Source organism: uncultured Pseudoramibacter sp., from assembly GCF_903789625.1.
Classification (GTDB): Bacteria; Bacillota; Clostridia; order Eubacteriales; family Eubacteriaceae; genus Pseudoramibacter; species Pseudoramibacter fermentans.
Window position 1 is genome coordinate 57,595 of record NZ_CAIFFF010000008.1, and the last position, 20,503, is coordinate 78,097.

A 20,503-nucleotide genomic window follows, 5' to 3' on the forward strand; every position below is an offset into this window, starting at 1 on the left:
GTTAAAGCAGACACATAAAGAGGTCGGTTTGACGAATGGATCCTTTCTATTTAACCTTCATTAATTCATTCCTCTTTCCATTTGCTTACACACAAAAGGAATGGAACCATCTCTTTGAAGCAGCGGCCTGGTGAACCGCTGCTTTTTTATTTGACTTTTCCCTTTTCAAACCATGCGCTTTTTGATACAATAAAAACCAGCAAATTTTATATAAAAAAAACAAAGATAGAGGTGCGTCTTTTATCAGTACCCGTCGGGATCGCATCAGGGCGAAGGGAACGGCGGGAAAAGGAAAAAACGCCGAAGAGCCGCTGTCCCTGCTGATAACGGTTCTGGGCCTGCCGAAAACATCGTCAGGACTGTCGCCGGTCGGCGGAGCGCTGTCAAATGTTTGGGAATCAATGTTGATTTCGAACCTTTGTGATGCCGGTATCTCTATACTGGCTTTTTTTATGACAAAAGGATCTGAAGGAGGATCATTGTGAAAAAGTATAATGTTGCTGTTGTTGGGGCTACAGGCCTCGTTGGCCAGATGATGTGCCGCGTGCTCGAAGAAAGAAATTTCCCAGTGGATCATTTCTATCCGATGGCGTCTTCACGCTCAGCGGGAAAAGCCATCGAATTCGCCGGCAAGACCTACACCGTCGAAGAAACCACACCGGAATCCTTTGACAAGGATATTGACCTGGCGATTTTTTCAGCCGGCGCCGGTACCAGCAAAAAATTCGCACCGGAAGCGGCGAAACGCGGCGTCATCGTCGTCGACAACTCGTCCTGCTGGCGGATGGATCCAGACGTGCCATTGGTCGTGCCAGAAGTCAATCCGGAAGATCTGAAATGGCATCACAACATCATCGCGAATCCGAACTGCTCGACGATTCAGGCGATGCTGCCGCTGAAGGCAGTCTACGACAAATACGGCATCGAACGCATCGTCTACTCCACCTATCAGGCCGTTTCCGGCGCTGGGGTTCAGGGCTACCGCGATCTGAAGGACGGCGTCGAAGGCGTGCCGCCGAAGAAATTCCCGTACCCGATCGCGTTCAACATCCTGCCGCACATTGACGATTTCCTCGAAAACGGCTATACCAAAGAAGAAATGAAAATGGTCAATGAAACCCACAAAATCCTGCACGACGACAACATCCGCATCACCGCAACCACAGCCCGTGTGCCGGTGTTCTACGGCCACAGCGAAAGCATCAACGTCGAACTGAAGAAGCCCTTCGGCTCAGTCAAGGAACTCCAGGACTGCATGGGCAGCTTCCAGAACGTCATTCTGCGCGACGATCCTGAACACAACATTTACCCGATGCCGATCGAAGCGGAAGGCCACGATGAAGTTTACGTCGGCCGCATCCGCCGCGACTTCTCGATCGAAAACGGCTTTAACTTCTGGTGTGTCGGCGACAACATCAGAAAGGGCGCCGCTTCCAACGCGATCCAGATCGCGGAATCCCTGATCGAACAGGATCTGGTCCACGATCAGTATCAGGGCTGATTGGCACGATTTAAGCTTTTAGGAGGAAACACTATGTCTACAATCTTTACCGGCTCATGTGTCGCGATGATCACGCCGTTTAAGGAAGATGGTTCTGTCGATTACGACGGCCTGAAGGCGAACATCGATCGGCACGTCGCAGAAGGCACTGACGCGCTTTTAATCTGCGCGACCACAGGCGAAGGGGCAACCCTCAGTGACGAAGAACACCGCAGCGTGCTCAAGGCTTCTGCCGAATACATCGACGGCCGCGTGCCCTTTATCGCCGGCACCGGCAGCAACGACACCAGCTACGCGGTGTCGCTGACCCAGTACGCCGAATCCATCGGTGCGGACGCGGCGCTGGTTATCAATCCTTATTACAATAAAACCACTCAGGAAGGGATTTACCAGCACATCAAGGCCGTCGCGGACAACACGAACATTCCGCTGATCGTCTACAACGTCCCGAGCCGCACCGGTTCCAACATCCTGCCGGCGACCATCGCCCGTTTGGCCAAGCTGCCGACGGTTCAGGCGGTCAAGGAAGCCAGCGGCGATCTGAGCCAGATCGCGGAGATCATCGAACTGACCCAGGACGACGATTTTGATGTGTACAGCGGCAACGACGATCAAACCCTGCCGATCATCGCATTGGGCGGCAAGGGCGTCATTTCGGTCACCGCCAACATCGCGCCGAAGGCCGTCCACGACATGGCCATGGCCTGTGTCGAAGATCGGATGGACGAAGCCCGGAAGCTCTTCCGCGCGATCAATCCGCTGAACCGCGCGATGTTCTACGAAAATAACCCGATTCCGGTTAAGGCCGCGATGAAGCTGATGGGTCTGGACACTGGGGCGATGCGTCTGCCGATGGTCCCGATGAGCGAAGGTGCGCAGGCGAGAATGGTCGAAGTGATGAAGGCCTACGGAGGACTGCTCGATGATTAAGATGATTCTATCCGGCGCTGCCGGACACATGGGCCACGTGGTCGCTGACTGTGCGGCGGCGGCTGACGATTTCACGATCGTCGCTGGCCTCGATCAGGTCAATGACACCAGCGGGGCTTTCCCGATTTACGGCGATTTCGATCAGTGCACTGAAGACGCGGACGTCATCATCGACTTCTCCCATTTTTCAGCTTTCCCGAAGGTGCTCGCCTTTGCCGAAAAGCGCCATCTGCCGCTGGTCGTCGCGACGACCGGCCTCAGCGAAGACGACGAAAAGGCTATCGCTGAAAAATCCAAAAGCTTCCCGATCTTCAAATCCGCGAACATGTCCCTCGGCATCAATGTGATGGCCGACGTCTTAAAGAAAATTTCCGGCGTACTCTCCGACTACGACATCGAACTGGTTGAAGCCCATCACAACCGCAAGGTCGACGCCCCAAGCGGCACGGCGCTGCTTTTAGCCGACGCCGTCAACGACGGTCTCGAAGAAGCCGGTCTGCCGAAGAAGCGCTACACCTACGGCCGCCACGGCCGCGACTGCAAGCGCACCGAAGACGAAATGGGGATTTCCGCCATTCGCGGCGGCACCATCTCAGGCGTTCACCTGGCGCTGTACGCCGGCGACGACGAGCTGCTCGAAATCAAGCACACGGCTCTTTCGAGAAAGATTTTCGGCAACGGCGCCCTCAAAGCCGCCCGTTTCTTGGTCAAACAGCCGAACGGTCTGTTCGATATGAGTGACGTCATCCACGCCCAGTAACACAGCATTAAAAAAGATCATATACAGAAGTCATTTACATTATAAAGGAGCGAACTGTTTAATTGACAGTCCGCTTCTTTATCTATAAAATAGAAAAAACAATCGAAAATCTATAAAAGGAATAAGGAATCATTTATGAATACGATCGTTCAAAAATACGGCGGAACGTCGATGGGGACGATTGCCCGGATCCAGAATGTCGCGAAGCGGATCATCGCGAAGAAGGAACAGGGCAACCGGATGGTCGTCGTCGTTTCAGCGATGGGAAAGAGCACTGACCACCTTGTCGAAATGGCTTACGCGGTCAACGACAAACCGCCAAAGCGGGAAATGGACATGCTGTTGGCCACCGGAGAACAGGTCTCCATTTCGATGCTGTCGATGGCCCTCGACGAAATGGGCTACAAGGCCATCTCCTTTACCGGTCCCCAGGTCGGCATTAAAACCGAAGGGCTCCACGGCCGCGCCAGAATCATGGACGTGGACAAGACGAAAATCGTCGAAGCGCTGGACGAAGACAAAATTGTCATCGTCGCCGGATTCCAGGGCGTCAACGAAAACGACGATATCACGACTCTGGGCCGCGGCGGCTCCGATACCTCGGCGGTCGCGCTGTCCGTCGTGCTCGGCTGCCCCTGCGAAATTTACACCGACGTCGACGGGATTTACGGCGTCGACCCGCGGCTGTACCCGCCAGCAAAGAAGCTCGACGTGGTCAGTTACGACGAAATGCTCGAAATGGCCAGCCTCGGCGCCGGCGTCATGAACCCGCGGGCCATTGAGCTGGGCCGCAAATACAATGCGGACATCCTCGTCGCCTCCAGCATTAACAAAGTCCCCGGGACGCTCATCACGTCGAACATCGATCAGAAAGCCAAGGACATCACCGGCCTCGCGGTCTACGACGACGAAATGATGGTGTCGATCAAAGACGTGCCCTACCGTTCGGACGTCGCGGCGCAGCTGTTTGCCGATTTGGCCGAAGCGGGCATCAACGTCGACATGATCAGCCAGACCAAGCCGGTCAACGACAAGATGCACATCTCGTTTTCCCTCTCGACGGAAGACCGGGATCTGCTCGACCGCGTCCTGCCGGAATTCCAGGCGAAATACGAAGGCACGGAAGTGACCATTCGGGACGATACCGTCAAGCTGTCGGTCGTCGGCAGCGGCATGAAGCTTCACAGCGGCGTCGCGAGCCGATTCTTCGCGCTGCTCTGTGAACAGCAGTTCCCGATTTTGATGGTGACGACCTCCGACATCCGGATCTCCTGCATGATTCCGAAAGAAGCGAAGGAACGGGTGGTCATGGCGGTGGCCGATGGCTTTGAACTGTAAAGAGGTGCGAAATGATTAATATTGAAGAACATCCAGTAGATTCGCTGTCCATCGACTGCGAAAGCTTAATGATCACGATGCATAACGTGCCCTTCGGCGAATACGTGATGACCCGCCTCCTCGACGATTTGGCCGCGGCGTCTGTCAACGTCAGCGTCATCTCGAGAACGGCGCCGGTTGGCAACACCTACGACGTGTCCGTCATCGTGCCGGAGCGGGACCTGGCTAAGGTTCGGGACATCGCTAACAACCTCGGAGATGATTTCCCCGAAGTGGGCATCACCGTAAACAAAAACATTACGCGGCTGAACCTTCACGGCATCGGCATGCGCACCCAGTCCGGCGTCGCGGCCAAATACCTGCGGGTTTTCGCGGAAAACGACATTCAGATTCTGATGATCACCACGTCGGAAATTGCGATGTCCTGCGTCGTCCGCAATGACGACGTCAAGCGCGCAGTGACGGCGATTCAGGCGGCATTTGATCTGGAATAAATCAAATTAAGAAATAAGGAAAACTATGTCTCAAGAAAATGAAAAAAAAGGTCTGTTCGAAAGGACAGACGACAAAGCTTCGTCGAAGGTGAAATCAGCCTTCGATGAAGACGTCCGGCCGGACGATGTGACAACTGACGATGATGTCGCCTCCGAAGCGCCGGCTGAAGCCGCCGCGGATGACGCGGGCGAAGCAAAGGACCCGACAGAAGTCGTCAACGAACGGCTGAGGGAACGCAGCTTCGAAATCGCCGAAGGCGAAGACGAAGACGACGAAGCGGACGCAGCGTCCAAGGCGGACGAAACGCCGGAAGCAGCGCCGAAAAAGACGGTCGAAACCGCGGCAGACGCCATTGACGCGATGGCCGCTGAAGTAGAGGCCTCGGCAAAAGCGGCGGACGCAGCCGCTGAACCGGAAGAAACATCCGAAGAAAAATCGGAAGACGCGGCGGACGCTGACGCAAACGAAGCCGCTGAAACCGAAGCTTCCGAATTGGAAGAAGCGGAAAGCGACGAAGCGAAAGACGAAGGCGCCTCGGCTGAATCCAAGCTCGCGGCCGAAATCGACGAGGTCTTTGCGGCTAAGTCCGAAGCTGAAGACCCTGAAGCAGCTGAAGCACCGGCTGACGAAACGACCGAAACGCCTGAAGCTGAAGCCGAATCAGACGAAGAACCGGTCGACGAAACGGCCAAATCAGCAGAAGCTGAAGCAGCCGATGAAACCGCCGAAGCCTCTGAATCAGAACCGGTCGAAGCCGATGACAAACCAGCTGATGAAACGGCCGAAGCGTCAGAAGCTGAAGCAGACAAAGCAGAAGAAGCAGACGAAGCGGCAGCCCAAGCCGAAACCGCTGAAGCCGCAGCCGTGGAAGACGCTGAATCAAAGGCGGACGCCGAAGAAAAGGCTGAACCTAAAGCTAAAAAACAAAAGAAACAGCCGAAGCCGCGTCAGCGGAAAGCCGCACCGAAGGCTAAAATCATCGGGGGAATTATCGCAGCTATTGCCATTATCTACGCAGCTTTCGCTGTTTATTTCAATTATCATTTCTTCCCGAATACGGCCATTAACGGCCTCGCCGCCTCCGGAAAAACCGTCTCAGCCATCAGCAGCTCCGTTGAAAACCGCGCCGACACCTATAGCGTCGAGCTTAAGGGGCGCAAAGGAGAAACCGAAAAGATCACGGCGACCGCTTTAGGCCTCAAATATCAGGGCAAGAAGCGCGTCCAGCAGATCCTGTCGAATCAGAACGGCTTTGCCTGGCCGGCGCACTTGTTCTCGGGAACCAAGAGCTACTCCGCGATTTCCTACGACAAGGACAAGATCGATTACCTGGTCCGCAATTTGTTCCAGGTGTCTGGCAGCCAGGTTGAAGCGGCGCGCAACGCCCAGCCCGTTTACAAAGACGGCAAAATCGTGATCGAAGATCAGATTTCCGGCAGCACCGTCGATCAGACCAAGCTCAAGAAGCTGCTGATCAACGCGATTGCCGTCGGCGACAGCACCATCGATCTGAAGGCTGAAGACTGCTACGTCCAGCCGAAATACACGTCGAGCTCCAAAAAGGTCAAGCAGGCGGCAGCCAAGATGCGCAAAATGATCAAGGCTGAAATCACCTACACCTTCGGCAGCGACAAGGTCGTCATCGACAAGAGCGTGTTCGGGCCGTGGCTGACCGTGGACGACAAGATGAACGTCACCATCGATCAGACTCAGCTCAAGAAGTATCTCTACGATTTGGCCTACAAGACCAACACCTATTACGGCAAGCACACCTTCAAGACCACCGGCGGCAGCACCGTTACCGTGAACGGCGGCAATTACGGCTGGCGCATCGACCGCGATGCCGAAGCCAAGAATCTGACCCAGGAAATCGAAGCGGGCAAGGTCATTACCCGCAACCCGGAATATTCCAAGAAGGGGAAGGTCCGCAACAGCACCTACGACGACATCGGCGATTCCTACGTCGAAGTCTCTATCAACGATCAGCACATGTGGGTGTACAAGGACGGCAAGAAGGTCGTCGACACGGCGGTCGTCACCGGCGACGTCACCAAGGGCAACGGCACGACGCCGGGCGCCTATTACATCGCCTACAAGGAACGACACGCGACGCTGAAGGGCGAAGGCTATTCGACACCGGTTTCCTACTGGATGCCCTTTAACGGCGGTCAGGGGATTCACGATTCCTATTGGCGCGGCGCCTATGGCGGCACGATTTACCGCGGCAACGGCTCCCACGGCTGTGTCAACACCCCGCCGGCTCAGGTCGCCCTCGTCTGGGACAACGTCTCTCAGGGGACGCCGGTCATCGTTTATTAAGGATTTCATCTTCTCTGAAATGCATCACACCGATCATTTCAGGGAAGATTTTTTATTTGAGCTTCATCTTTCTTTGAACTAAATTAACCGAATTGACGCACCCCGCGGTCCGCGTTAAAATAGGTTTATATTGTAAAAATGACTGGGGAGAGGAGTCCATTTTGAGCAGAGCATTTAACAAGCAGATCAATACGCTGAACCAGGAGATGGTTCAGATTTACCGAAACGACAACGCTTATATTTCTTACACGTCGGCCGCACTGCCGCAGCGCAGTGCGATGATCGAGATTCTCAACGAGATTCGCAAATTGTTTTACCCACGGCATTACGGCGACCGTCAGCTGTTCGACTGCACGATCCGCTACTACATTGGCAATTTGATGATGTCCATCGAGGAACGGCTGCACCACCAGGTCCGGCTGGCGCTGCTGCGGGCCAACGATACGAAGCCCAATGACGCGAAGGAGGATCCGGAGGCCATCGACGAACAGGCGTCGGCCATCAGCTGCGAATTCATGAGCCGGCTGCCCAAGGTGCGCCAGATGTTGACGATGGACGTTCAGGCGGCCTACGACGGCGACCCGGCAGCCAGTGACCTGGACGAAATCGTGCTGACCTACCCGGGGATATTCACGATGATGGTGTACCGGCTGGCCCACGAGCTCTACACGATGCACGTGCCGATTCTGCCGCGGATGATGACCGAATACGCCCACAGCCGGACGGGGATCGACATCAACCCCGGCGCAGTGATCGGCAAGTATTTCTTCATGGATCACGGCACCGGCATCGTCATCGGGGAAACCACGGAAATCGGCGATTACGTCAAGCTGTACCAAGGCGTGACCCTCGGCGCGCTGTCGACCCGCGGCGGACAGCGGCTGCGCGGCAAGAAGCGCCACCCGACTATCGGCGACCGGGTCACGATTTATTCCAACGCGTCGGTGCTCGGCGGCGAGACTGTCATCGGCCACGACACGATCATCGGCGGCAACTGTTTTATCACGGAGCCGATTCCCGCGTGCTCCCGGGTTTTCATCAAAAACCCCGATCTGACCATCGAAAAGGGGCTGGATCACCGCACAGGAACGGAGATTCCCAATCCGGATGCAGAACCGGAATTGGTTGATTAAGGAGAACATGACATGAACGACGGCAACACGGCGCTTTACGGCGTGTTCGGGCATCCGATTCACCACTCTTTTTCACCGGCCATTCATACGGCGGCCTTTGAGGCGGTGGGCCTCAACGCGACCTATCTGGCCTTCGACGTCACAGAAGATCAGCTGGAAAAGGCGGTCGACGGCCTGGTGACGTTGGACGCCAAGGGGTGGAACCTGACCATGCCCCACAAAACGAAAATGTGCGGCCTTTGTGATGAGCTGTCTGAGGCCGCGGCGATTGTCGGGGCCGTGAACACGGTGGTCAACGATCACGGCCATTTGACCGGGCACATCACCGACGGCGCCGGCTTTACCGCGATGCTTCGCGCCCGCGGCTTTGACGTGAAGGGCAAGCGCATTGTCCTCTTCGGCGCCGGCGGCGCGGCCCGGGCCGTCGCCGTTCAGCTGGCCCTCGACGGGGCGGTGTCGCTTTCGATTTTCAACCGTACGCTGAGTCACGGGGCGCGCTTAGCCGATTTGATCTCGGCGAGTACCGACTGCGACGCGCGCGCCTTTGCACTTTCCGACGAAAAGGCCCTGGCCGAACAGACCGCCGAGGCCGATTTGCTCGTCAACGGGACCAAGCTCGGCATGGCGCCGGAGCCGGACACCTGTGTGATAGCGGACCGGTCGCTTTTGAAAAACAAGCCGGTTCTGGCGGATTTTGTCTACAATCCGCTCACGACGTCTTTTCTTAAAATGGGGCAGGACGCTGGCTGTTTGACCTTTGACGGCCTGGGCATGCTGCTCTGGCAGGGCGCCCTGGCCTTCAAGCTCTGGACCGGGCAGGACATGCCGGTGGCGGCGGTGCGGCAGCGGGTCTTTCATCAATAAGGTGTCATTTGTCGGATTCATCGGGCTGTCCCTTGACAGTCCGTTTTTTTATTTGCTATGATAAAGTACAAGGTTAAAACGAATTCAGGAGGATTTTCCATTGAAATACTGGAACGAAACATTTGAAACCATGCCTCAGGACCAGCTCCGGGAGCTACAGCTGGTCCGGTTAAAACAAACGGTGGACCGCGTTTACGCCAACGTGCCCTTCTACCGCAAAAAATTTCAGGAAATGAACGTCGGACCGGAAAGCATCCAGTCCCTCGACGATATCCGCAGACTGCCGTTCACGACGAAGGACGACCTGCGCAACAACTACCCCTACGGTCTTCTGGCAGAGCCACTGAGCCAGATCGCCCGGGTGCACGTCTCCTCGGGGACGACGGGCAAGCCGGTTTGTGACGGCTACACCCACAACGACTTGTCGATGTGGGCGGAATGTGTGGCCAGGGGCCTCGCTGGTATCGGGGCCGATGCCCATTCGGTGATCCACGACGCCTACGGCTACGGGCTGTTCACCGGCGGGCTCGGCATTCACGGCGGCGCCGAACGCATGGGTGCGTCGATCATTCCGATGTCCAGCGGCAATACCCAGCGCCAGATCATGCTGATGCAGGACTTTAAGGCGACGGTGCTCACCTGTACGCCGTCCTACGCCGAATACCTCGGGGAAACGATGCGCGATGAAGGCGTCGACACCTCGGCACTGCCGCTGAAGGCCGGCGTCTTCGGCGCTGAACCCTGGTCGGAAAACATGCGCAAAAACATCGAAGACCTGCTCAACATCAAGGCCTACGATATTTACGGCATGTGCGAAATCTGCGGACCGGGCGTGGCCATCGAATGTCCGGAACAGGACGGGCTCCATTTCTGGGAAGACTTCTTCTATTTCGAAATCATCGATCCGGAAACCGGCGAAGTGCTGCCCGACGGGGAAACCGGGGAACTGGTCATCACGACCCTCACCAAGGAAGGGATGCCCTTGATTCGCTACCGTACCCGCGATTTGACCTGCATCATTCCGGAACCGTGCAAATGCGGGCGCACCCATCGGCGCATCGCCAGACTGAAGGGCCGCACCGACGACATGATGGTCATCCGCGGCGTCAACGTCTTCCCGTCCCAGATCGAACACGCGCTGTTGGAAACCGGCTACGTCGAACCGCAGTATCAGCTGGTCGTCACCCGGGAAGGCTCGCGGGATCAGCTGGAAATCAAGGTGGAACTCAAGGAAGACTTCAACCTCGATTCCATCAACGCCCTCGAAGAGCTCAAAGCGAAGATCGAACACGAAGTGCATTCGATCATCGGCATCAAATCGAAAATCACGCTGGTCGAGCCGAAGAGCCTGGAACGCTTTGAAGGCAAGGCCAAACGGGTTGTGGATCTGCGGAAAATCTGAGGAGGTAAGAGTATGATCAGACAGGTTTCAGTTTTTATGCAAAATCAGGAAGGGCAGCTGGCCAAAGTGCTGCGCACCCTGGCCGATGCCAAGGTCAATATCCGTTCGCTGACCATCGCCGAATCTGAAGATTTCGGCCTGCTGCGTTTGATTCTTCAGGATTCGGACGCGGGCATGGCGGCCTTAAAAGGGGCAGGCATCATGGCCAATGAAACCCAGGTGCTCGCCGTCGAAGTGCCGGACGAACCCGGCGGCATGGCCAGCATCGTTGAAGTCCTCGGCGGCGCGGACATCAGTATTGCTTATGCTTATTCCTTCCTGCCGAAAAATACCGACAACGCGATCATCATCTTGAAGGTGGCGGACGCCGATTACGACAAAGCGATTGAATTGTTTAGCGGCGACGAACGGACCAACCTGCTTGCACGAGATGAACTGTTGACAAGGTAAGCGCGTGAGGTTATAATAGAGACAAATAAAATAACAGTCTGTTTCAGGGCGGGGTGCAATTCCCCACCGGCAGTGATGCGAAATGCGAGTCTGCGAGCCTTTTTGGGCAGATCTGGTGTGAATCCAGAACCGACGGTATAGTCCGGATGAAAGAAACGGTCAGTGTGTGTTTGACTCGTCCTGAAAATAAATTTATTTTCAGGACTTTTTTTACGCGCGAAAGACCCCGGGGCAGACTCCTAAGGAGGCAGCATTCATATGAAAGCACAGCGCAAAACGCATTTTTTGGCACATCTCGCGGTATTGGTCGCGATGTCGGTGTTGTTGGTCTATTTGATTCATTTCCCGATCATGCCGGCCGCACCGTTTTTGGAATACGATCCGGCGGACATTCCGATTCTCGTCGGCACCTTCTTGTTTGGGCCGGCCGCCGGTCTGATCATCACCGCCGTGGCCTGCATCGTCCAGGGACTGACGGTCTCGGCATCCAGCGGCGTCATCGGCATTTTGATGCATTTCTTCGCGACGGGCAGCTACGTCGTTGTCGCCGGACTGATTTACGTGAAGCATCACACAAAAGGCGGTGCAGTTGCGGCATTGATCGCCGGAACCCTCACGATGACCGCTGTGATGTGCGCCTGGAACCTCGTGATGACCCCGATTTTTATGGGGACCCCGAGAGCCGCTGTGGCGGCGATGATCGTTCCGGTCATCATTCCGTTTAACCTGATTAAGGCGGCACTTAACGGCGCGATTACCTTTGCCGTTTACAAATCCATTTCCCGGGTTTTCGACCGGGATTTTAACCGAAACAAAGTCAGCCACGCCAAGGCCGACGCGTAAGACACAATCGATCAAAAATCAAAACCACGCGTTGAACGCGTGGTTTGACCTGACCCTATAAGGGTCTATCTCTTGTGATAGCCCCTTAAGGGGCACTGAATACACCTGACAATCACATATTTATTACCGGCCGCCCCCTATTCGGGGGCCCTGGTTTAGCCTTTTTTCACCGGCTTACCCGTAAACGGGTCAATATATTCCTTCAGGCTGATTTGATCGTTTGCTATATCTTCTTGTAATTGATTTTTGATATAGGTTTCTATTGCCCTTTCATTTTTTCCAACCGTATCAACGTAATATCCTCGACACCAAAAATGTCGGTTCCCATATTTATACTTCAGATTTGCGTGCCTATCAAAAATCATCAAACTACTTTTACTTTTTAAATATCCCATGAATGATGAGACGCTTAGATGCGGCGGTATTTCTACCAACATATGAATGTGATCCGGACAGCATTCGGCTGCAACTATATTGACACCTTTTCTTTCACATAGTTCTCTTAATATTTTGCCTACATCTACTTTTATTTTCCCATATATTACTTGTCTCCGATATTTCGGTGCAAAGACTATATGATACTTGCATCTCCATTTACTGTGGGATAAACTTTGTATGTCATCTTTCATGACCTTACCTCCTATATAGTTTTTTCGTGGTTGTCAGGCCACAATCATCCTATCATAGGAGGTTTGTCTCGTTACATATACTAAAGTGTTTTTTCCAACCCCCAGTTGAACTGGGGGATTTATTGTCGCTAAAGCCCATTAAAAAGCGAAGTCTGAATGTTCAGGCTTCGCTTTTTTATTGGCATCCCTCTGGGCGCAGGGGGAAAGGTGTGTCATCGCCTTTTAGCAGATCGGCACAAAACTGTGGTAGAATATTAAGCGAAATCACAAAAGAGAGGAGAGCACCATGTCCATCCAGCAGCAAGCAAACGTCACCTGTCCGGCGTGCGGGTGCGCCAGCATGTTCACCATCTGGCAGAGCGTCAACACAACGGAAAACCCGGAAATGAAGGCCGCCTTCATGAGCGGGGCCGCCTTTCGGTTCCGCTGCCCGAAATGCGGGAGAGAGACGCCGATCTTTTACCCGTGCCTGTACCACCAGATGGCCGATCAAATTATGATTTATCTCGTCCGGGAAGAAAAGGTGAAGCCGACGGCCGAGGTTTTCAAAAAGGGGAAGAGCGACCCTAAAAACCACCACTACATTTATCGGATTGTGACGACGCCCCAGGATTTCATCGAAAAAATCCGCATTTTTGACGCCGGCCGGGACGACCGCACCGTCGAGGTCTACAAACACCTTTTGACCCACACGGTCGCCGAGACCTACCCGGACTTGGATTACGACGCGATCCGCTACGACGGCTACAGCGACGACGGGAAGGAATACCTCGACGTGTTAAAGGGCGGCGAAGTCCTCACGAGTGCAAACATCGACGACGATTTGTACCACCGCCTCGACGAAGCGGTAAATGTCCAGTACGGGGCCATCCGTCACGGAGAAGATTGGGTCATCGACAGCCATTGGGCCGCCGGTGTCATCGGCTGAGGGCCGCCATTTTAAAATTCATTCCGCCTTTTGGCGGATTTTTTTTGCCTGAATTGCCCGTGGCGGATATCGAAGATGATTTCGTTTAAAACTTAATGTGTGGCAAAATCCATTTATTTTGGTCTTGATCGAAAGTATAATAGAGGCACTTTCTAAATATCATCTAACACGCTGTGCAGAAAGGAGATCATCATGTTTAGGGATGAAGAAAGGGTGTTCAAAGATCAGGCTTATCGCTATTTTTTGTTCGGGATATTCGCCATTGCGGTCTCGTTTTTCTTAAGTGATTTGATTTTGTCGGAAATGGCAAAATACGTGAAAATGTCAAGTGATCTGCGGGAAACGATTGGCGAAGCTTTTCGGCTCGCCGTGCTCATGGTCGTGATTTTTGCAGGCCATATGCAGGGCAGGATTTATGCTTCCGATCGGGAGCGTTTTATCCACGGCCTGCTGACGGGTTTGCCGATTCTCGCCATTGCAGCTGCCCAGCTGGTGCTCAGTATCGTCCAGGCCGATCCCGGATATTTTTCAAATACCGAACTTGTCTGCGCCACCATTGTGACTTATACGCTGACCGGCATTTTTGAGGAATTGCTGTTTCGCGGCGTGGTGCTGAACGCTTTTCAGGATGCCTTTGCCAAAAAGCGTGCGAAAACCATCTGGGTGTCGCTCATTTTATCGGCACTGGCATTTGGACTGATGCATCTCACGAATCTGGCTTCAGGGCAAGATGGGGTGGGAACGCTGATGCAGGTCATCGAGGCGACCGCCGTGGGGCTGTGCTTCGGCGCCGTTTATCTCAGATGCCGCAATATCTGGGTGGTTGTGATTTTACACGCGCTGACCGATTTGTCCCAATCCATTGGTACCAATGGGCAGACAGCCGTCGACGTGCAAAATACGAATGTCAATGCCGCGACGTCCATCCTCAGTATTCTGCCGTCCCTTGTTATATTGCTGGGTCTGACCCTATTTCTTTTAAGAAGATCCAAGATGGAAGCGATCGTTGAGGAGAAGCGTGAAGATGGTGTTGAACCGCGTCAAGCTTAAGTTGGTGATCGATACCAGTTTTGACATGTACGAAAAACACAAGCGATTATTTAAAGGAGTAAAATGATGCAGGGAATATCTATGAACGAGTTGTATGACGTAATCTCAAATTCACATGATGTTGAGTTCACCTATGATGGAACCATGTATGTGCTGCAAACGGAAATCGATGGTGAAAATACCTTTCTCGTCATTTGGGACTGTACACCTGGCTCACCTAAATGTATAGCAAAATATTGTATACCTGACCAGAACACCATTCCTAAATCAGTAATTGATAATATATTAGATGATCCCTGTTTTGACGGAAAGTCCTTTATGGATATTAAACAAGATGTTGTCGTAGATATCATTTATTAATTATTTACCACGAGGTGCTTGAACTTGATTTGGCGCTTGAATCCGAATCCTTCGAGGCATCATCGCCGCTTCCGCCCTTGAGTTTGTTGAGCGGCGATCGGTCGGAAATGTCAGTGAATGTGATCTCATCGCCGATATCCTTCGGGGCGCTGGTGCTGTTCAAATCCTTTTCGACGATGGCGCTGCCGTCGACGGTGATCGACGCGTAACTAATTGAAACGCAATCCGTTTAACTGCGTTTTTTGGTGGAATTGTCCTCCCAGGATACCGAAACCTGATGATTTCGTTTAAAATTAAAGTATGATATAATAAATAATATGATAATCTTGATCTCAACCATAAACGGAGACGAATCGCATGCAGAGTAATTTCGAATTTTTAAGCCGGGACGACGAGACCCAGGCTTATTTACAAGACGCACAAAATGCGGAAAAACAATACGCGTTGGAGATGTACGACGCGGAGCTGGTCACGGTGCGCAAAATCGCGGAAACCCTCGCGCGCCAGATCCTTGACCGCCATTACATCGATATGGACGCGTACAGCACGTTCAACGATTGTTTAAGAGAGTTGGAAAATCGCCGCCTCGTTGGGCAAAAAGTGCTCGACTGTTTCAATGGTATTCGGCGGGCGGGCAACCGGGCCGCCCACGCATTAACTCAGGGCAGCAAAAAAGAAGGGCTATCTGCGCTCAAAATGGCTTATGCGCTGCTGGCCTGGTTTTATCAGCAGGACACTGGCCAGACCTTCAAGCCGGTCTTTGTCGAGCCAGTGGACGATCAATACCAAACGGCGGAGCGCAAGGTGATCTACATCCAGACGGCAGACAACACCAGCGGCAAGTGGCAGGTGTACGACGGCAAGGAAAAAATCGGTGACGCCACCGCCGACGACTACGAAGTCGATAACCGGCCGAACAGCGACGACCTCAGAAAGATGGCCGATCGCCGCATCCGCCAGTACATGACGACTGCCGGCGTGCCCTATAAACTGCAGTGGAGCGAATTGGCTTACCGCAAGTCCGACAAGAGCTGGTTTCGGGATTACGACGTGCACCGCGTACTGGAGCGCTCGGGCATCAAGAAAACAGAGGTGACTTCGGGCAACGAATGGTTCGAGACTGACCTTGAGACGGCCAAGGCCGCGATTAAAGCAGTCAAAGAGGGGCGGACGTCGATTCAGGCCCTGCCTGGGCAGCAGGAGCAGGCACCCATCGTCTTGAGGCCGGAGCAGCAGGAGGCGATCCGCAAAACGAAAAAAGCCTACAAACATGGGGACAAGATGCTGTGGAACGCGAAGATGCGCTTCGGCAAGACGCTTTCAGCTATGCAGCTCGTCAAGGAAGAGGGCTTTGCACATGTGCTGATTTTGACACACCGTCCCATCGTCGACGAGGGATGGTTTGCGGATTTTAAAAAGATCGGCATGCCTGAGGCTGGCTACCGCTATGGCTCAAAAAACGAGGGCGACTCCTTTGAGTCCCTGATGGGCTACGGCGGCCCCTACGTTTATTTCGCGAGTCTTCAGGATTTACGCGGCTCTGAAATGGTCGGCGGATCAGCTGGCGACAAGAACCGCGAGTTGTTCAACAATCTCTGGGATCTGGTCATCATCGACGAAGCGCACGAGGGTACCCAGACGGAACTGGCCCAAAGTGTCATGCATCAGGTGATCACGGAAAAGCACACCAAGCTCCTCGAACTCTCCGGGACGGCGTTCAATTTGATCGACCAATACGACGCGGATCAGGTTTTCACCTGGGATTACGTCATGGAGCAGAGCGCCAAAGCCAATTGGCCGACAATCCACGGCAACGCGCCCAACCCCTACGCAGGGCTTCCGAAGGTGTTGATGTACACCTTTGAGATGCACCGCCAGTTTGACGACGAGCGTTTTCTCGGGGAGGATAAGCGCGCCTTCAATTTCAAGACCTTTTTTATGACCAAGGCGGACGGCACCTTTGTCTATGCCGATCAGGTGGCACAATTTCTGCGCAACATCACGACGCCGGACTTGAAGACTTGTTACCCGTTTTCGACCCGGGCTTTTCGCGATCAGCTTCGCCACACCCTTTGGATTCTGCCGGGGATCAAGGAAGCCAATGCTTTAGAGGCGATGCTCAAAAAAGATCCGGTTTTCGGGATGGAATATCGAATTGTCAATGTCGTTCGCAGCGGGGACGCAGAGATCGCCTCCCAGAGTGATATCGACAAGGTGAATCAGGCGATGGGGCCAGACCCAGCGAAAACGAAGACGATCACGCTGACGGTTCGGAAAATGACGACGGGTGTGACGATCAAGCCGTGGACCGGGGTCCTGTTTCTTTCAAACACGAACAGCGCGACCCAGTATCTCCAGGCGGCTTTCCGCGCGCAGACGCCTTACGCGTCAGAGACTTTCGGGCAGAAGACCCAGTGTTTCATCTTTGATTTTGCGCCGGACCGGGCGCTGACGGTGATGGCTCAGGCGGCACAGATGAACACGGGTGTTGGGAAGCGGACGAGCAGCGCGCAAAAGCAAAAGATGGCGGAGCTGATGAATTTCCTACCGATTCTCGGCGAGACGGGCCACGGCATGAAGCCCTACAAGGTGGACACGATGCTGGCAAAGATCAAACGGGTTTACGCCGAAAAGGCGGTGCGCACCGGCTTCGACGACGATTCGATTTACAGCGACGCGCTCTTGATGCTCGATGCGGCGGATCTCAGCGATTTCAACGATTTGAAAGCCATCGTCGGTACGACGAAGGCCGAAAAGAAAGCGATTCAAATCGAGATCAACCATCAGGGCCTCGACGAGGAAGCGTACAAAAAAGCGTTGGCCGCCGAAAAGAAAACCAAGCGTGAGCGCAGCCCAGAAGAGCAGGCGGCGCTCGACAGGATGAAGGCGCTGAAGAAGCAGCGCAAGACGATGATTTCGATTCTGCGCTCGATCTCAATTCGTATTCCGATGATGATTTACGGTATGGCGATCGACATCGACCGGGACGTCAAGATCGACCAGTTTACGCGGCTGGTGGACGATGCGTCGTGGCAGGAATTTATGCCCAAGGGCGTGACGAAGGCGTTATTCCGGAAGTTTATCAAGTATTACGACGCGGATGTGTTTATCGAGGCGGGGCGGATCATCCGGCGGCGGGCGAAGGCTCTCGACGCTTACGAGCCGGTGGAACGGGCGGAAAAGCTCGCCTTGATTTTCGGAACGTTTCGAAATCCGGACAAGGAAACGGTGCTGACGCCGTGGCGGGTGGTCAATCTGCATATGGGCAAGACCCTGGGCGGCCTTTCGTTTTACGACAGAAAATGGCAGCACACGACGGTCGACGGGAAACCGGTGACCCGCTGGATCAAGACAGATGACACCGACCGGATTTTCAGCCCTTACACGCACATTCTCGAGATCAACTCGAAGACGGGGCTGTATCCGCTGTACGCGGCGATTTCCATTTATCATCTGGAATGTTCGCAGCTGTATCAAAGGACAGGCGGCAAAGCCGGCCGGGCGGAGCGGCAGTTGCTATGGCAGCGGATTTTGCGCAACAATATTTTTGTTGTCGCGAAGACGCCAATGGCCAAGGCCATCACCCAGCGGACACTGGCCGGGTATCAGGATTTGGATACCAATGTGTATTATGTTGAGGATATTGTGGCCGGAGCGAAAGCTGACGCCAAGGCCGAAGCGAAGAAAATTGGAGAATATTTTGGAATGATGAAATTTGACGTGGTCATCGGCAATCCGCCGTATCAGGAATCCGCAAAAGGTGAAAGCACACGAGACGAGCCGATTTATCATAATTTTATGAATTTGGCTTACGAACTTTCAGATTTGGTCACTTTGATTACACCGGGGAGATTTTTATTCAACGCAGGGCAAACACCTAAGGCATGGAACAAAAAAATGCTCAATGATCCCCATTTGAAAGTCGTGATGTATGAAAAGGACAGTTCCGAAATTTTTCCAAGAACGGATATAAAAGGCGGTGTTGTGATTACACTGCGCGATGTGAATCAGGATTTTGGTAAAATTGGAACTTTTACCCCATACGAAACACTTAATGCGATTGTAAAAAAAGTTTGGGCGGATCATAAAAAGAAAAGCTTAAGTGAAATTGTTTCTTCGCGTGGGAATTATCGTTTTACAGAAAAATTTTTCGATGACTATCCAGATGCTTCAAAAAGATTAGGCAAAGGGACTGGGAATATGATCGTTTCCAACGCCTTTGAAAAGTTACCAGAAGTTTTTGATAAAGAAGAAAGCGAAAATTGCTACAAATTTATCGGAAGAATTAATAATCGCAGAGTATTTAGATATATTGAAAAATCATATGTACAAAAAAATGATTATATAGACAAATATAAAGTCATGTTGCCTGAAGCGAACGGCAGAGGGGAATTGGGAGAAACATTAAGTTCACCATTGATTGGCAAACCAAATGAGGGTGCAACGGATACATTTATCAGTATAGGCGCTTTCAACTCTGAAAAAGAAGCAGAAGCGTTACTCAAATATATCAAAACAAAATTTTTACGCGCTTTATTAGGCGTAAAAAAGGCAACACAGCATAATCCAAAATCTGTATGGCAATTTGTCCCCATGCAGGATTTTACAAGAAATGCCGACATCGACTGGTCCCAGACGGTTGCGGAAATTGATCAGCAGCTTTACAAAAAATATCAGCTGTCGGACGACGAGATCAACTTTATTGAAACGAAAGTGCAGGCGATGGATTAATGGCGGAGCAGTTGATCAAATCCGCGGAGCGCGTCAAAGATCACGGCGAAGTCTTCACTCCGAAATGGGTCGTCGATAAAATGCTCGACCAGCCGGAAATCGCCGCGAAGGTCGCTGATCTTTCCGCGACCTTCCTCGAGCCCTCCGCTGGAGAAGGGGCTTTTCTCGTCGAAATTCTGCGCCGCCGCCTTCAGACTGCCGCCGATATAAGCAGCACCGCCGACACCTTCGGCATCAATGCCCTTCGAGGGCTCTCGACCCTGTACGGGATTGAACTGCTCGAGGACAACGTCGAAATGCTCGTCATGAACATGGCCAGCACCTTCGAACGCGGCTACACCCAAATGGCGATTGCCAAGTTTCAAGCAGTCTCCCTCCATCATGTCGTTAAAAGCGCCAGGACTCTCATCAAGGCCAACATGGCCCAGGGCGACGCCCTGACCGGGCTAGACGCCGCCGGCGCGCCCATTGTGATGAGCGAATGGCAGCCCGTCGGCAAGACAAAAGTCCGGCGCGTCGTCTATACCTTCGACGCGATTAAAAACGGCACCGGCCCGATGCACACGGTTCAGGAGCGGGAAACTCAGATTTCGATGTTCCCGCAGGCCGAACCGGCCGAGCCAGTCCGCCGCCAATACACCATCTGTAAATGGATTGAAATTTACAAAGAAAAGATTGAAATAATTTGAAATTCATGTTTTGATAGAGGTACCAAGACAGCCACCGCGGCCTTCACCGCAGCGCACACCGTGCCGGAGAGAACGCTCCGA

17 protein-coding genes and 2 riboswitches are annotated in these 20,503 nt (G+C 53.3%); of the genes, 16 read left to right on the plus strand and 1 reads right to left on the minus strand.

Annotated elements, in window-relative coordinates:
* Positions 1 to 218 precede the first annotated feature (218 nt).
* A riboswitch (Lysine riboswitch) is annotated at positions 219 to 391 on the plus strand.
* Between the two features lie 90 nt (positions 392 to 481).
* The 11 genes from QZX60_RS06100 to QZX60_RS06150 all read left to right on the plus strand — a co-directional run bounded on the left by QZX60_RS06100 (position 482) and on the right by QZX60_RS06150 (position 12,035).
* Positions 482 to 1,501: an aspartate-semialdehyde dehydrogenase gene (locus QZX60_RS06100; RefSeq protein WP_295362415.1), complete on the plus strand. Its 1,020-nt coding sequence runs from the start codon at positions 482 to 484 to the stop codon at positions 1,499 to 1,501.
* Positions 1,502 to 1,534: 33 nt separating this feature from the next.
* Positions 1,535 to 2,431 (plus strand): 4-hydroxy-tetrahydrodipicolinate synthase, encoded by an 897-nt coding sequence (gene dapA / locus QZX60_RS06105; protein ID WP_295362417.1) that lies wholly within the window; start codon positions 1,535 to 1,537, stop codon positions 2,429 to 2,431.
* Entirely contained in the window at positions 2,424 to 3,191 is a 768-nt protein-coding gene (dapB, locus tag QZX60_RS06110; RefSeq protein WP_295362419.1) for a 4-hydroxy-tetrahydrodipicolinate reductase, read from the plus strand. Before dapA ends, dapB begins: the two co-directional genes overlap by 8 nt.
* 135 nt (positions 3,192 to 3,326) lie before the next feature.
* Positions 3,327 to 4,529: an aspartate kinase gene (locus tag QZX60_RS06115; protein ID WP_295362421.1), complete on the plus strand. Its 1,203-nt coding sequence runs from the start codon at positions 3,327 to 3,329 to the stop codon at positions 4,527 to 4,529.
* 11 nt (positions 4,530 to 4,540) lie between these two features.
* Positions 4,541 to 5,023 (plus strand): ACT domain-containing protein, encoded by a 483-nt coding sequence (locus QZX60_RS06120; RefSeq protein ID WP_295362422.1) that lies wholly within the window; start codon positions 4,541 to 4,543, stop codon positions 5,021 to 5,023.
* Positions 5,024 to 5,048: 25 nt separating this feature from the next.
* Entirely contained in the window at positions 5,049 to 7,343 is a 2,295-nt protein-coding gene (locus tag QZX60_RS06125; RefSeq protein ID WP_295362424.1) for a L,D-transpeptidase family protein, read from the plus strand.
* A 161-nt stretch (positions 7,344 to 7,504) separates the two neighbouring features.
* Positions 7,505 to 8,476, plus strand: coding sequence for a serine O-acetyltransferase (locus QZX60_RS06130; protein ID WP_295362427.1), 972 nt, complete (start codon positions 7,505 to 7,507; stop codon positions 8,474 to 8,476).
* 12 nt (positions 8,477 to 8,488) lie between these two features.
* Positions 8,489 to 9,340, plus strand: coding sequence for a shikimate dehydrogenase (locus tag QZX60_RS06135; RefSeq protein ID WP_295362430.1), 852 nt, complete (start codon positions 8,489 to 8,491; stop codon positions 9,338 to 9,340).
* A 100-nt stretch (positions 9,341 to 9,440) separates the two neighbouring features.
* On the plus strand, positions 9,441 to 10,742 hold the full coding sequence (locus QZX60_RS06140; protein ID WP_295362434.1) for a phenylacetate--CoA ligase family protein: 1,302 nt from the start codon (positions 9,441 to 9,443) through the stop codon (positions 10,740 to 10,742).
* 12 nt (positions 10,743 to 10,754) lie between these two features.
* A complete protein-coding gene (locus QZX60_RS06145; RefSeq protein WP_295362438.1) occupies positions 10,755 to 11,192 on the plus strand; it encodes an ACT domain-containing protein in 438 nt (145 codons plus the stop codon).
* Between the two features lie 35 nt (positions 11,193 to 11,227).
* A riboswitch (FMN riboswitch) is annotated at positions 11,228 to 11,354 on the plus strand.
* Between the two features lie 96 nt (positions 11,355 to 11,450).
* The gene (locus QZX60_RS06150; RefSeq protein ID WP_295362440.1) at positions 11,451 to 12,035 is read left to right on the plus strand and encodes an ECF transporter S component; all 585 of its coding nucleotides are present in this window, start codon (positions 11,451 to 11,453) and stop codon (positions 12,033 to 12,035) included.
* A 155-nt stretch (positions 12,036 to 12,190) separates the two neighbouring features.
* Here the strand turns inward: QZX60_RS06150 and tnpA are convergent, their stop codons facing one another.
* Positions 12,191 to 12,664, minus strand: a complete 474-nt coding sequence (gene tnpA / locus QZX60_RS06155) for an IS200/IS605 family transposase (RefSeq protein ID WP_295362443.1) — start codon at positions 12,662 to 12,664, stop codon at positions 12,191 to 12,193.
* Positions 12,665 to 12,950: 286 nt separating this feature from the next.
* On the opposite strand from tnpA, the gene QZX60_RS06160 reads away from it, so the two are divergent.
* The 5 genes from QZX60_RS06160 to QZX60_RS06180 all read left to right on the plus strand — a co-directional run bounded on the left by QZX60_RS06160 (position 12,951) and on the right by QZX60_RS06180 (position 20,422).
* The gene (locus tag QZX60_RS06160) at positions 12,951 to 13,592 is read left to right on the plus strand and encodes a CpXC domain-containing protein (RefSeq protein ID WP_295362446.1); all 642 of its coding nucleotides are present in this window, start codon (positions 12,951 to 12,953) and stop codon (positions 13,590 to 13,592) included.
* Between the two features lie 192 nt (positions 13,593 to 13,784).
* A complete protein-coding gene (locus QZX60_RS06165; protein WP_295362448.1) occupies positions 13,785 to 14,642 on the plus strand; it encodes a CPBP family intramembrane glutamic endopeptidase in 858 nt (285 codons plus the stop codon).
* Positions 14,643 to 14,705: 63 nt separating this feature from the next.
* The gene (locus QZX60_RS06170; protein ID WP_295362451.1) at positions 14,706 to 15,002 is read left to right on the plus strand and encodes a hypothetical protein; all 297 of its coding nucleotides are present in this window, start codon (positions 14,706 to 14,708) and stop codon (positions 15,000 to 15,002) included.
* 357 nt (positions 15,003 to 15,359) lie between these two features.
* Complete coding sequence (locus QZX60_RS06175; protein WP_295362454.1) at positions 15,360 to 19,733, plus strand: Eco57I restriction-modification methylase domain-containing protein; 4,374 nt, start codon at positions 15,360 to 15,362, stop codon at positions 19,731 to 19,733.
* On the plus strand, positions 19,733 to 20,422 hold the full coding sequence (locus QZX60_RS06180; RefSeq protein ID WP_295362457.1) for a hypothetical protein: 690 nt from the start codon (positions 19,733 to 19,735) through the stop codon (positions 20,420 to 20,422). Before QZX60_RS06175 ends, QZX60_RS06180 begins: the two co-directional genes overlap by 1 nt.
* Positions 20,423 to 20,503: the final 81 nt, after the last annotated feature.

What these genes read in the sequence shown, in the direction of transcription:
- dapA (WP_295362417.1), top strand. Translation starts at nt 1,535, where the DNA reads ATGTCTACAATCTTTACCGGCTCATGTGTCGCGATGATCACGCCGTTT.
- dapB (WP_295362419.1), top strand. Translation starts at nt 2,424, where the DNA reads ATGATTAAGATGATTCTATCCGGCGCTGCCGGACACATGGGCCACGTG.
- QZX60_RS06115 (WP_295362421.1), top strand. Translation starts at nt 3,327, where the DNA reads ATGAATACGATCGTTCAAAAATACGGCGGAACGTCGATGGGGACGATT.
- QZX60_RS06120 (WP_295362422.1), top strand. Translation starts at nt 4,541, where the DNA reads ATGATTAATATTGAAGAACATCCAGTAGATTCGCTGTCCATCGACTGC.
- QZX60_RS06125 (WP_295362424.1), top strand. Translation starts at nt 5,049, where the DNA reads ATGTCTCAAGAAAATGAAAAAAAAGGTCTGTTCGAAAGGACAGACGAC.
- QZX60_RS06135 (WP_295362430.1), top strand. Translation starts at nt 8,489, where the DNA reads ATGAACGACGGCAACACGGCGCTTTACGGCGTGTTCGGGCATCCGATT.
- QZX60_RS06145 (WP_295362438.1), top strand. Translation starts at nt 10,755, where the DNA reads ATGATCAGACAGGTTTCAGTTTTTATGCAAAATCAGGAAGGGCAGCTG.
- QZX60_RS06150 (WP_295362440.1), top strand. Translation starts at nt 11,451, where the DNA reads ATGAAAGCACAGCGCAAAACGCATTTTTTGGCACATCTCGCGGTATTG.
- tnpA (WP_295362443.1), bottom strand. Translation starts at nt 12,664, where the DNA reads ATGAAAGATGACATACAAAGTTTATCCCACAGTAAATGGAGATGCAAG.
- QZX60_RS06160 (WP_295362446.1), top strand. Translation starts at nt 12,951, where the DNA reads ATGTCCATCCAGCAGCAAGCAAACGTCACCTGTCCGGCGTGCGGGTGC.
- QZX60_RS06165 (WP_295362448.1), top strand. Translation starts at nt 13,785, where the DNA reads ATGTTTAGGGATGAAGAAAGGGTGTTCAAAGATCAGGCTTATCGCTAT.
- QZX60_RS06170 (WP_295362451.1), top strand. Translation starts at nt 14,706, where the DNA reads ATGATGCAGGGAATATCTATGAACGAGTTGTATGACGTAATCTCAAAT.
- QZX60_RS06175 (WP_295362454.1), top strand. Translation starts at nt 15,360, where the DNA reads ATGCAGAGTAATTTCGAATTTTTAAGCCGGGACGACGAGACCCAGGCT.
- QZX60_RS06180 (WP_295362457.1), top strand. Translation starts at nt 19,733, where the DNA reads ATGGCGGAGCAGTTGATCAAATCCGCGGAGCGCGTCAAAGATCACGGC.